12 protein-coding genes and 1 pseudogene are annotated in these 13226 nt (G+C 32.7%); 9 read left to right on the top strand and 4 right to left on the bottom strand.

Annotated features, from left to right (window positions below; translation table 11 throughout):
* The first annotated feature begins 7 nt into the window (after positions 1 to 7).
* From RPL90_RS00435 to RPL90_RS00425, 3 genes are all read left to right on the top strand, one after another.
* The gene (locus tag RPL90_RS00435) at positions 8 to 532 is read left to right on the top strand and encodes a GrpB family protein (RefSeq protein ID WP_313541357.1); all 525 of its coding nucleotides are present in this window, start codon (positions 8 to 10) and stop codon (positions 530 to 532) included.
* 97 nt (positions 533 to 629) lie between these two features.
* A complete protein-coding gene (gene murB, locus RPL90_RS00430; RefSeq protein WP_313541355.1) occupies positions 630 to 1580 on the top strand; it encodes a UDP-N-acetylmuramate dehydrogenase in 951 nt (316 codons plus the stop codon).
* A 13-nt stretch (positions 1581 to 1593) separates the two neighbouring features.
* A complete protein-coding gene (locus RPL90_RS00425; protein WP_313541353.1) occupies positions 1594 to 1908 on the top strand; it encodes a CHY zinc finger protein in 315 nt (104 codons plus the stop codon).
* Between the two features lie 128 nt (positions 1909 to 2036).
* Here the strand turns inward: RPL90_RS00425 and nrdF are convergent, their stop codons facing one another.
* The 3 genes from nrdF to nrdI all read right to left on the bottom strand — a co-directional run bounded on the left by nrdF (position 2037) and on the right by nrdI (position 5577).
* The gene (gene nrdF / locus RPL90_RS00420) at positions 2037 to 3005 is read right to left on the bottom strand and encodes a class 1b ribonucleoside-diphosphate reductase subunit beta (RefSeq protein ID WP_313541352.1); all 969 of its coding nucleotides are present in this window, start codon (positions 3003 to 3005) and stop codon (positions 2037 to 2039) included.
* 105 nt (positions 3006 to 3110) lie between these two features.
* The gene (gene nrdE / locus RPL90_RS00415; RefSeq protein ID WP_313541350.1) at positions 3111 to 5216 is read right to left on the bottom strand and encodes a class 1b ribonucleoside-diphosphate reductase subunit alpha; all 2106 of its coding nucleotides are present in this window, start codon (positions 5214 to 5216) and stop codon (positions 3111 to 3113) included.
* Complete coding sequence (gene nrdI, locus RPL90_RS00410) at positions 5179 to 5577, bottom strand: class Ib ribonucleoside-diphosphate reductase assembly flavoprotein NrdI (RefSeq protein WP_313541348.1); 399 nt, start codon at positions 5575 to 5577, stop codon at positions 5179 to 5181. The genes nrdE and nrdI overlap by 38 nt, the downstream gene beginning before the upstream one ends.
* Positions 5578 to 6243: 666 nt before the next feature.
* Here nrdI and RPL90_RS00405 point away from each other — a divergent pair.
* The 6 genes and pseudogenes from RPL90_RS00405 to RPL90_RS00380 all read left to right on the top strand — a co-directional run.
* A complete protein-coding gene (locus RPL90_RS00405) occupies positions 6244 to 7125 on the top strand; it encodes a DMT family transporter (protein WP_313541346.1) in 882 nt (293 codons plus the stop codon).
* Positions 7126 to 7149: 24 nt separating this feature from the next.
* Positions 7150 to 7650 (top strand): preQ(1) synthase, encoded by a 501-nt coding sequence (queF, locus tag RPL90_RS00400; protein WP_313541345.1) that lies wholly within the window; start codon positions 7150 to 7152, stop codon positions 7648 to 7650.
* Between the two features lie 156 nt (positions 7651 to 7806).
* A complete protein-coding gene (locus RPL90_RS00395; protein WP_313541344.1) occupies positions 7807 to 9321 on the top strand; it encodes a peptide MFS transporter in 1515 nt (504 codons plus the stop codon).
* A gap of 205 nt (positions 9322 to 9526) precedes the next feature.
* Positions 9527 to 11032 carry a peptide MFS transporter gene (locus tag RPL90_RS00390; protein WP_313541343.1) on the top strand — a complete coding sequence of 502 codons (1506 nt, stop codon included), beginning with the start codon at positions 9527 to 9529 and terminating at the stop codon, positions 11030 to 11032.
* Positions 11033 to 11149: 117 nt separating this feature from the next.
* Positions 11150 to 12079, top strand: coding sequence for a diacylglycerol/lipid kinase family protein (locus tag RPL90_RS00385; protein WP_313541340.1), 930 nt, complete (start codon positions 11150 to 11152; stop codon positions 12077 to 12079).
* A 213-nt stretch (positions 12080 to 12292) separates the two neighbouring features.
* Positions 12293 to 12627 (top strand): annotated as a pseudogene (locus RPL90_RS00380) (transposase); the annotation flags it as partial.
* 12 nt (positions 12628 to 12639) lie between these two features.
* Here RPL90_RS00380 and RPL90_RS00375 read toward each other — a convergent pair.
* The gene (locus tag RPL90_RS00375) at positions 12640 to 13176 is read right to left on the bottom strand and encodes a 5' nucleotidase, NT5C type (RefSeq protein ID WP_313541338.1); all 537 of its coding nucleotides are present in this window, start codon (positions 13174 to 13176) and stop codon (positions 12640 to 12642) included.
* Positions 13177 to 13226: the final 50 nt, after the last annotated feature.

Raw genomic sequence — 13226 nt, 5'->3', positions numbered from 1 at the left:
ATTGTATATGTATAGCAACGTTCAACCACTTATAACTTTGTCTAACAATCCAGATTTTAAACAACAATATAAAGAGATTCAAGCTGTGTTATTTAATTTATTAGATTCACCAGTTAAATCTACATATCATATCGGTGGTACCAGTCATTTTAATTATGCAACTGAACCTATTTTAGATATTTTAGTTGGCGTAAATAACTTACATGATATTACTGCTTTAGATGAAAAACGTTTAAATTATGAAGGTTTTTACAGATTACATCACTCATATAAAAAGAAAGTCCTTATGGCAAAATTTAATAATTTAATTGATTTAAAACAACTTGTTCGCTTACATATATTGCAACAAGATAGCGATATATTCGAACAATATTTAACGATGAATGATTACTTATCTAATGATCAAAGTGTAGCAATGTCATTTGCGCAGCGTAAACAAGAAATATTAAATAATGTAGTAACCATACGTGCGTATGAAAATCAAAAACAGCAAGTCTTCTCTACTTTATATCAACAAATAACTAAAAAATAATTTTAGCCTTTACAATTAAGTCTAACTATATAATTATTACTATAAAATAATGCGTTACAATTTAGCATATTTAGTTAATAGTTGCTATAATAAATAAATGAATTCATTCAGAAAGGATGTTCTAGTAGTGCATAAAGATACTATCTTAAAAGAACTAGAAGCGCTTGTTCCTGAAAGTATTATCAAAGTTGACGAGCCGCTCAAACGCTACACTTATACAGAAACTGGAGGTAAAGCAGATTATTATTTAACTCCAACTTCTAACGAACATGTACAAGCAATTCTGCGTTTCGCATATAAAAATAGCATACCCGTGACTTATTTAGGTAATGGTTCTAATATTATTATTCGAGAAGGCGGCATTAGAGGCATCGTTATAAGTTTATTGTCATTAGATCATATTGAAGTGTCAGATAATGTCATTATTACTGGTAGTGGTGCTGCTATAATTGATGTTTCACGTAAAGCAAGAGATCATTCACTTACAGGTTTAGAATTTGCATGTGGTATACCTGGCTCAATCGGAGGCGCTGTATTTATGAATGCTGGCGCTTATGGTGGCGAAGTAAAAGATTGTATTGATTATGCATTATGCGTTAATGAACAAGGCGATCTTATTACGCTAACAACTAATGAACTAGAATTAGACTATCGTAATAGTATTGTACAAAAACAAAATTTAGTCGTCCTTGAGGCTTCATTCTCACTTACGCCTGGCGACAAAACAGAAATCCAAAGCAAGATGGATGATTTAACGGATCGCCGTGAATCTAAACAACCATTAGAGTATCCTTCTTGTGGCAGTGTTTTCCAAAGACCACCAGGTCACTTCGCAGGAAAATTAATTCAAGATTCCAACCTACAAGGCTATCGCATCGGTGGTGTTGAAGTTTCTACGAAACATGCCGGCTTTATGGTTAATGTAGATAACGGAACTGCAACTGATTACGAAAATCTTATTCATTATGTCCAACAAACCGTCAAAGCTAAGTTCGATATTGAACTTAACCCTGAAGTTAGAATAATTGGTGAACATCCCATAAATTAATAGGAGACATTGTATGGTTAAAGTATATGGTTCTACAGTAGACGATGAAACAAGATGTATACACTATCAAACACCATTAGATGTCATCGCTATTAAATTTAAATGTTGCGATAAATATTATCCTTGTTATAAATGTCATAACGAACATGAATCACATCGAATAGTACGCTGGGAGTCAACTGAGTTTGACCAACAAGCGATACTATGTGGCGTTTGTAGACACGAACTTACAATAAATGAATATATGATGACAGAAACATGCCCAAATTGTAACGCGCATTTTAACAATCGCTGTAAGTTTCATTATCATCTTTATTTTGTAATTTAAATATTAAAAGGTTAGGCTTCCTTAAATGGATAACCTAACCTTTTTGCTTAACTAAAAAAAGGAAGCAGGTCTACAAAATGTTCTTATAAAAATAAGATTTTTGTCCCGCTCCCTTATAATAATTTCATTTAGTCTTCAAAAATAAAATCTTCATCTTTTAACGCTTCAACGTTTAACGCTAAAGTATAACCATCACCTTTAACTGAAAAGAAATCATGATTTTTTGTTGAAGTATCTAACGCATTTTCAATTATTGGGTTAAATTCACGTTCTTCGAAATATGGTTCGAAACCTAAGTTTGATAATGCTTTATTACCGTTATATCTTACGTAATTTAATACATCTTCTGCAATCCCAATGTCATCGTAAAGTCCATGTGTATATGACACTTCATTTTTATATAATTCATCTAGCAATTTATACATTTCTTGATCTGCTTGCTGCTTTTCACTTTCTGATAACTCATTACGTAAACTTTGAGCATCCATACCAGTGAATACACCATGAATAGATTCATCTAATAAAATTTTACGAATAATTTCGCCAGATGTTGTCATGCGTCCTTGTCCAGCTAGATATAGTGGATAATAGAAACCTGAATAGAACAAGAATGTCTCTAAAAACACACTTGAAACACGTGCCATATATTGATCAAAAATTGAGGCTTCTTTTCCCCATAACTTGTGATAGTTTGCAATAATTTTATCTGATTTAAATTTTAAATGTGGTTCCTCAATAACCCATTTATCTAATAAATAGTTAGTTTCGCTAGACGGTAGTAATGTCGTAAATATATGTGAATAGCTTTTAGCATGAATTTGTTCCATCATAGCCATAAATGAATAAACGGCTTTCTTACGTAAATCCGTCGTATGTAGCATAATTAGTGGCATACCATCATCAGCTTGATGTGTATCCAATCCTGTCAAACCAGCTAGAGCCTTTTTAAAAGCGTCTTTTTCAGCATCTGTTAATGTTTTCCAACTTGCGATATCTTTTGATACTTTAAATTCAGTTTCAACCCACATTTGCGAGATGTTTTGGCGCCAAAACATATTCGTCATATCTTCTTGCGTATTCCAATTGACTGCTTTCATAAGTTTAATGCTCCAATCTATTTTTTAAAATAAACAATGATATGCAGAGATTAGTAAATGATCTAATCCCTGCACCATTGCTTGTGGTCATTTCTTAATGCTTAGTTAAATTGCACAGCTTGTACACTCTTCAACACTTAATAATTTATTACGTGTATAATATAGTGATTTAAGGCCTTTATGGTGTGCATATACATATAATCTAGAAAGTTCACGTGTAGAAATCTCGGAATTCACATATAAAATAGTAGAAATACCTTGGTCTACGTGAGTTTGTATAGTAGAAACTAAATCAATCAGTTTCATTTGATCCGTATTGAACGCTGATTTGTAATACCACATTGTTTCTGGTGATAAGAAAGGCATAGGATAAAATGTTTCAGCATTACCATAAGTACGACGTTCAATTTGATCAACGATTGGCATTACAGAACTTGTCGCATTTTGTACGTAAGAAATACTTTGCGTTGGTGCAATCGCTAGACGATAAGCATGGAATAAACCATGTGTTTCGACTTTTTGTTGTAGTGCTTTCCAATCTTCAGGTGTTGGTATTTCTAAACCATCAAATAATCTACTAACTTTGTCATATTTTGGTTTAAATGATTGAGAAGTGTAAAATTCAAAATATTTTCCGTTAGCGTAATCTGATTTATCAAAGTCTTTGTATACCTCGCCACGTGCTTTAGCTATTTCCATTGAACGTTCAAGAGAATAATAGTTCATAATCATAAAGAATGTATTGGCAAAATCTTTAGCTTCTTCTGATTCGTAATTAATTTTATTTTTCGCTAAATAACCATGTAAGTTCATAACACCCAGACCAACTGAATGTAATTCACTGTTAGCTTTTCTTACTCCTGGCGCATTTTTAATATCTGCTTCATCACTCACAACCGTTAATGCGTCCATACCAGTGTGTACAGAATCTCTAAATTTACCAGATTCCATCACATTAACGATGTTTAATGAACCTAAATTACATGAAATGTCACGTTTGATTTCGTCTTCGGTACCATAATCGTTAATTATAGAAGTTTCCTGTAATTGGAAAATTTCGGTACATAAGTTACTCATTTTAATTTGGCCAATATTAGAGTTAGCGTGGACTTTATTGGCGTTGTCTTTAAACATTAAATAAGGATAACCTGATTGTAATTGAGTTTGAGCGATTGTATTTAGCATTTCACGCGCATCTTTTTTCTTTTTGTCCACATTAGGATTAGCTACAAGTTCATCATAATAAGCATCTAAATCGATATCATCTAGCGTTACCCCGTATTCATTGTATATCGTATGTGGTGCAAACATATGGAAGTCTTTACCTTCTTTAGCTAGTTCAAAAAATTTAGCGGGAACGATTAAACCAGTTGAAATTGTAGATAGTCTCAAGTCTTCGTCAGCATTTACTTTTTTAGTATCTAAAAATTCTTCTACGTCATGATGGAAAATATTTAAGTATACTGCACCTGCACCAGGACGTTGCCCAAGTTGGTCTGCATAACTAAAACCACCTTCTAGTGATTTAGCAACTGGTAGTACGCCTTTTGCTACACCTTTAATACCTTTGATTGCTTCTCCACGCGCACGTAATTTAGATAAATTAATTGCAACACCGCCTCCAATTTTACTTAATTGTTTAGCTGTAGCATCGATAAAGTTAATAGAATTCAAGCTGTCATCTACTTCTAGTAGGAAACAAGAAACAAGTTCACCACGACGCGCACGTCCAGCATTTAAAAATGTAGGTGTTGCGGGCTGGTAACGTTGTTCAATCATCGCTGAGATGAATTGCTTCGCAGTCTTTTTGTCACCATTCGCTAAATATAAAGAAACGATTGCCACGTGTTGGTTGTAGTCTTCTAAATATTGTTGTTTATCATTTGTTTTCAACGCATAATCTTTAAAAAATTTACTTGCAGACATGTAACTAGCAAATTTGAAGTCGAAGCTACGTGCGTATTCTGTCACTTCTTCTAGTTCTGCCTCTGAATATTTTTCAAAAGCATCAAAATAAAAATCATTATCTACTAAATAATGCAGACGTTCAAGTTCAGTTTCAAAATAAATTGTATTATCTTGAATTTCTTCTAAATATACAGCTAAGGCTTCTTGATCTTTTTCTAAATTAAAAAAGCCATTCTCTTTCCGTTTAGTCACTTCATTATTTAATTCAATATGATTGTATTTCTTCTCGTCTATAGTCTTCATAGAATTGCCCCACCTTATCCTTAAATTGTTCTACATCATTAGATGTCCCTTGTACTTCAAACTTTATTAATAACGGTACTTGATAGCTTTCAGCTATACTTCGTCCGGCTTTGGCAAAATTTTGGCCCCAATTACGATTTCCGCTTGCGGCTACGGCTTTTAACAAGTCGCCGTTTGTATTTAAAAATGACTGTACTGGTTGAGGGATCTCGCCAAATCCTATTGTCCCAGTGACCAAAATGAAAGGTTCATCAATACGTTCTGAACAATTCGTTTGTGTAATTTCCATCGTGTTTGTTATTTCTGCTTTGTTGATAAATCTTCTGACATTACCCGAAAATGAAAAGAATACAACTTTCATTGGTACACCTTCTTTCTAAATCAACATTGAACATTTAAAAATAAAACGTTAACTCACACTAACGTTTTTCAAACACAAAACTTATATGGCAAACACAATATATAGTGTAATTAACTAAAAACTGTCTATATATGGAACAATTAAGTGCTTTAAAAACCTTAATTTGTCATGTTTCCACTAAATTTTCATAATAATTAGTTTGTAAATTTGTATTTTTACAATTATTAATACTGTTTAAAAACACAACATATAGTAGCGTTGTTTTTCAACCAGTACTATATTATGTGTTTAATTATACATAACAACCAATTACTTTTAAAGGCTTAAGAATTATTAAATTACTAACTAAACAGCATAAATGGCACCATTTCAACGTTACAAAACGAAAAAAATTTTTTTCTAAAATTATAAGGTATTTCAGTTGATTTTTTTTGGAAAATCTCAACTCGTTGGCACACGTAGCTTCTAGACCCTTGCTTTAAATTTCTAATTTTATTAAATAAATTTATTACTCAATAGTTTTGTAAATTAGCGTCTTAAAACAGAACATTTGTTCGTATAAATATAATAATATACTTTTATATTTATTGCAAGCGCATGTGTACATTTTAAGAATATTTGTGCTAATATAAATACGTTAAAATTTTATGAATGAGGCGATATACAGTGAATCCAAAAATAAAAGGTATCATTGCTATATTAATTTCTGCAATTGGCTTTAGTTTTATGTCCGTATTTTTTAGATTAGCCGGTGATCTTCCTGTTTTCCAAAAATCACTTGCCAGAAATTTAGTATCGTTATTTATACCTTTATATTTCATAATTAAATACAAGCAACCACTATTCGGTAAATTAAGTAGTCAGCCACTGTTAGTTTCTCGTTCGACACTTGGTCTCATTGGTGTGCTGTTAAACATCTATGCAATTGACCATATGGTACTAAGTGATGCCGACACGTTAATGAAGTTAAATCCATTTTGGACGATTTTGCTTAGTCTTATTTTCTTAAATGAGAAAGTCCGAAATTATCAAGTCATCGCGATGATTGTTGCAATTGGTGGTATGCTTTTCGTAGTCAAACCAGAATTTTCATCTGCTATGATACCGGGAGTCGGTGGCCTATTATCTGGTATTTTTGCCGCAAGTGCTTATACATGTGTACGTGCTTTAAGTACGCGTGAAGCACCCTATACGATTGTATTTTATTTTTCATTATTCTCAGTCATAGTACTCATACCATTTACTATTTTCACGTATGAGCCTATGACTTGGTTGCAATTGCTTTATTTAATAGGCGCTGGTTTATCAGCTGCCGTAGGTCAAATAGGTATTACATTGGCATATAGTTACGCACCGGCAAAAGATATTTCAATCTTTACTTATGCTTCTATTCTCTTTACTGCCTTTTTCGGTTTAATTATCTTTGGAGAATCTCCAGATGTATATGCTGTCCTAGGTTATATTATAATTATTGGTGCAAGTTACTATATGTTTGAAAAAGCTCGACGTCAAAATATTGCTGCCGTTAAAGAAAACCAACGTAAGTAAATAATTTTAAAGGAGGTAATCAAATTGGCACAAGGCCGAAATAATGAAGAATTACAAAATATAACACTTTTAGGTAACCAAAATAACAAATATGACTTTGATTATACCCCTGAAGTATTAGAATCATTCGATAACAAACATCAAGGTCGAGATTATTTCGTGAAATTCAACTGCCCTGAGTTCACATCTTTATGCCCTATCACAGGTCAACCTGATTTTGCTACAATTTATATCTCATATATACCTAATATTAAAATGGTAGAGTCTAAATCTTTAAAGCTTTACTTGTTCAGTTTTAGAAATCACGGTGACTTCCATGAAGACTGTATGAATATTATCATGAATGATTTAATTGACTTGATGGATCCACATTATATAGAAGTTTGGGGAAAATTCACTCCTCGTGGAGGTATTTCGATAGACCCTTATACAAATTACGGCAGACCTAATAGTAAATATGAACAAATGGCCGAACATCGCTTAATGAACCATGATTTATATCCAGAAAAAATAGATAATCGTTAATATGAAATCTCCGTAATAAACTAAGTTTATTACGGAGATTTTTCTTTCAAACAAATTTAATAAAATTAATCATTAATATGTAGCTACAAAAAATACACTTGTTTTTTATATAAAAACAGTATAGAATTAGTTCAACTATTTAAGGGGAGTGAACAAATGAGGAAAATTAGTTATACACACGAAGAAATAATGAAAAGTACACCAAGAACAGGTTTTTTCGGACATCCGAAAGGACTAAGTACTTTATTCTTCACTGAATTTTGGGAGAGATTCAGTTACTATGGAATGAAAGCAATACTGATTTATTATTTATACTATAGCGTCGCAAAAGGCGGTTTTGGTTTAGATGAAGCCGTAGCATTACAAATCGTCGCGCTATACGGGACACTCATTTATATGTCTGGTGCTATAGGAGGATGGATCGCTGACCGAATTACAGGCACACAACATGCCCTATTCTTTGGTGGCGTTTTAATAATGATCGGTCATATTTTGCTATCATTACCAAATAATTTAACACTTGTAATGGTTGCTTTATTATTCATTATTGCCGGAACTGGTTTATTAAAACCTAATATATCAACTACTGTCGGCGAGTTATACGATCGTAATGATGTCCGTACAGACTCTGCATTTACAATATTTTACATGGGGATTAACTTAGGTGGTTTATTAGCACCTTTAATCACTGGATTTTTACAAACCCGAGTAGGTTTTCATGCTGGATTTTTAGTCGCAGCTATCGGGATGTTCTGTGGTCTAGTTGTATTCATCATCAGACGTAAAGGTACGTTAGGTTTAGCAGGCTTAAATGTCCCTAACCCGTTAACAAAACGTGAAATTAAACGTATTAGTCTATTAGCTGGTATCGTAGTCGTTTTATTCCTTATCTATTTACTAGTGCTTAAATTAAACAATGCACTAACATTAGAAAACTTCAGTCTACTTGTTACCATTATAGGTATCGTATTACCTATTGGTATTATTATAAATATGATAGCCAGCAAGGATGTTACTAAGGATGAAAAATCTCGTGTATTTAGTTATATACCATTGTACATAGCTTCAGTAGCATTTTGGATGATTCAGGAACAAGGTTCTACTGTACTAGCCAACTTTGCAGATAAAAAAACACAACTAGAAATGTCTGCTTTAACGAATGGTTTAATAGATTTCTCTATACCGGCGTCATGGGCCCAATCACTTAACCCTATATTTATCGTAGTACTAGCACCTATTTTCGCTACGCTATGGGTAAAATTAGGCAAGCGTAACCCACCTACTGTACATAAGTTCGCTTACGGTACAATCATTGCCGGATTATCATATCTAGTAATGATTATTCCATTAGCTACAGGTGCAGCATTAATAAACCCACTGTGGTTAGTATTAAGCTTTTTACTAATCACAATTGGAGAACTATGTATTTCACCAGTCGGTCTATCTACTACGACTAAATTAGCGCCGTTAAGCTTTACGGCTCGTATGATGGCTTTATGGATGTTAAGTAATGCGACAGCTCAAGGTATAAATGCCCAACTTGTAGTCGTTTATACAAAGATAAATCAAAGCGATTATTTCATGTACTCAGGTGCATTTGCAGTAGTTATCGGTGTCGTATTGTTAATTATTTCACCACTTGTAAAACGTGCTATGAAAGGCGTTTACTAATATATTATTTAACGGTCAATCATTTAGGTTGACCGTTTTTTGTTGTGTAATAATTAACAATTTTTAATTTTCATTGTTTAAAAACTTATAACTAAAATAAACTGAATCTTTAGAATATTATTATTATTAGAATATTATTGCAATTAATTTTATTTAAGAGTAAAATCCCTTTTATACATAATTGCAGAAGAAAGGTTGAATGTTTATGCATAACGATAGCACATACAAACAACAGCTTGACGGGATTCCACAGAAAGGGTTCTTTGGACATCCAAGAGGATTAGGCGTACTATTTTTCGTCGAATTTTGGGAGCGCTTTAGTTATTACGGCATGCGTGCGTTACTAATCTTTTATATGTACTTTACAGTTACAAAAGGTGGACTAGGAATAGATGAAACGACTGCTCAGTCTATCATGTCCATTTATGGTTCACTAATATTTATGACTTCAGTACTTGGTGGTTGGGTTGCCGATCGTATCACTGGAACACGTGGCGCTACAATTATAGGTGCTGTTTTAATTATAGTCGGACATGTATGTTTAAGTTTGCCTTTAGGTATTTCTGGACTATTTTTATCGATGTTCTTTATTATCGTTGGTTCAGGCTTAATGAAACCCAATATTTCTAATATCGTAGGACGTCTTTATCCTAAAGATGATAAAAGAATGGATGCCGGCTTTGTAATTTTCTATATGGCAGTTAATAGTGGTGCATTAGTTGCTCCAGCTATTCTTAATCAATTTATTGACGGTGGTAATTTCCACATAGGGTTCTCTATTGCAGCATTTGGAATGCTATTAGGTCTAATCTGGTATGTATTATTTAATCGTAAAAATTTAGGACAAGTTGGAATGGCTCCATCAAATCCATTAACAGAAGATGAACGTAAAAAATACATAAGTATATTCACTAGTATCATCGCACTTATTATTATTGTTGTTATAATTGCTAGCTTAACTCACACATTATCTTTTAACTTAGTAAGTGTTACAGTTTTAATTTTAGGTATAGCATTACCAATTGGTTATTTTATAATTATGATAAAAAGTAAAGACGTAACAGACGATGAACGTTCAAGAGTATTTGCCTTTATTCCATTATTTATATTGGGTGTACTTTTTTGGTCGATACAAGAACAAGGTTCAAATGTGTTGAATATTTACGCTATTAAACATTCTGACATGTCGTTAAATATTTTTGGCTGGCATATTCCATTTGGAATGGCTATATTCCAATCAATCAACCCATTATTCATCTTATTATTCGCACCAGTAGTTTCAGCAATTTGGAAAAAACTTGACTCTAAACAACCAAGTTTGCCTACTAAATTCGTATTAGGTGCATTGTTAGCTGGTGTATCTTACCTCTTAGTTGCAGCAATTGGACATGCATCTGGCGGAGCACAATTTAGCGTAAACTGGATAGTCTTATCTTATATCATTTGTGTTGTGGGCGAACTGTGCCTATCACCTACCGGAAACAGTGCTGCCGTAAAATTAGCGCCAAAAGCCTTTAATTCACAAATGATGAGTTTATGGCTGCTTACAAATGCAACTGCGCAAGCGATTAATGGTACGTTAGTAAAATTAAGAGCACCATTAGGTGACAATAATTACTTCCTGTTTTTAGGTATCATTACAGTTGTAATAAGTATAATTGTAATCGTCTTTATCCCTAAAATCGTTAAAGGTATGCGTGGTATCAGATAATAGATTAACTAAATATATAGTGCACTACACCACGGTTATTTAAAATAATCGTGGTGTTTTATTATATTCTTTCAAATATAGTATAATACTGTTACGTACTATCTAGGAGGAACTACAATGACTCAAACATACAATCATGGCGTTTTATTTTACCATGAACATTCTGGTATTAAAGATATATACGAAGGCTTGGGAGAAGTAGCTAAATCTTTAACTACCATATGTAAACACTTATCTATACAGCTGAGTGAAGATGAAGGAAATATCGTAACATTTTGTGAATCTATCAAATCACAACAATATAGCGATGATGTAGATATTATTTTCATTCTGGGCGGTGACGGTACCGTTAACGAATTGATCAATGGCGTCATGCAGCATGAATTAAATATCCCTATCGGTATCATTCCAGGTGGCACATTCAATGATTTTACTAAAACGTTGAATTTAAATAATGACTTTAAAGTTGCTAGTCAACAATTAACAGAAACTAAATTGAAATCATATGATGTTATGAAAGTTAATGATCGATACGCCTTAAATTTTGTAGGTCTCGGATTAATCGTTCAAAATGCTTTAAATGTTCAAGACGGTAATAAAGATTTATTCGGCAAATTAAGTTATGTTAGTTCGACAATGAAAACACTTGTAGATCCTGTGAAATTTAATTACAAAGTGAAGGTAGACGGTAAAGAACTAAGTGATGAATCATCAATGATATTAGTGGCAAATGGACCATTTATTGGCGGCAATCGTATTCCATTAACTGATTTAGCTCCAGACGATGGCTATTTAAATACTTTTATTTTTGATGACCAAAAATTTAATATATTTACTGATGTCTTTAAACAACGTGATAGTTTAAATTGGAATAATATGACAAAAGGGATAACGCATTTACTTGCAAAAGAAATAACTATAGAAACAGATGACACACATAAAGTAGATATCGATGGTGAAATTGCCTTAACGACACCATTAAATATTCAAATTATTCCTCAAGCCATTAAAATATTAACGCTTTTTGAGGAACCAACAAATAATTAAAAAGACGGTGCTGGGACATAATTCCCAGAGAAATAGCCAGTAAATGAGTTTTTTATGAATTCATTTACTGGCTTCTTTATTTACAATACTATGTATTGTTGGCTTGCTTTCTTAGGGGACAGATTCAGCCTGTAGTCTTCAGCTTGTCCTGTGCCCTCAAGAGTCTAGCCAAAATACTTTGTATTTATATATAATTTTACATTGAAATGCTTAAAAATAATGAAAAATTATAACTTGAAATATTTTAAAGGGCAAATCAACAAAAAGCTTTCTGAACCGGACACAAAAAATAGCTACAGTCAAAGAAAAAATTAATGTAGGTCTTGTTTTTTGGAGTTATGAAAGTTATTTTGGGTTTCACTTGAATGTCCATTCAAAGAATAAATAAAGTCAAAAGAGAACTTGGATTTATATTAAAGGCATTTAATATAAGAAAAATAGCAGCTCAACGAGCTGCATATGATCAAAATAATTATAAACAAGGCAATTTCTATATTATTTCAATAGCAATTGCCTTGTTTCACTTGTCCAAGCACTTTATGTCCTAGACTTGTCTTTTATTATTTATTTCCCAAGAAATAATCTTCCACATCTTCCCAATTATTAACGCGTGCAAATCTATTATCATCAACATTATGAGACGCTGTATACATAATAGGTTTGCCTGTAAAAATACTTAATTGTCGAGGATTATCATCAATTAAATAATCTGCTTTGACTATGTTTTTACGACCACAAAATACAAAATGTTGTGGGTCTAAAAATGGAAAATGTTGTCTTAACCATTCATATTTATCATGGAACGACGTTGGTACGTCCATCGCTGCCGTAGCAATATATACATCATAATGAGCAGTTAGCTTTTTCACTACATCTTGTGCACCTGACATCACTTCAAGTTGTCTGAAAAAGCCAGGTTCTCTTAATATTTCAGTTAATAAGCCATCATGTTCAGGCATCGCATGACGTAATTTCTTACCTTCCAACATTTCATAAGTGATACTCAAGTCCATACGGTCATTAAGGCGTTCTATAAGTGACCCCACAGTATCTGCTAATACTTCATCCATATCAATTGCAATTGATTCTCTAGTCATTAATCAGTCTACTCCCTTTTATAAGCTATGCTTACTGTGTCTTTATTAAT

Source organism: Staphylococcus kloosii (assembly GCF_032139365.1).
Taxonomy (GTDB): Bacteria; Bacillota; Bacilli; order Staphylococcales; family Staphylococcaceae; genus Staphylococcus; species Staphylococcus kloosii_A.
The sequence above is the reverse complement of the archived record's forward strand: the minus strand, read 5'-3'. Positions and strand labels throughout refer to the sequence as shown.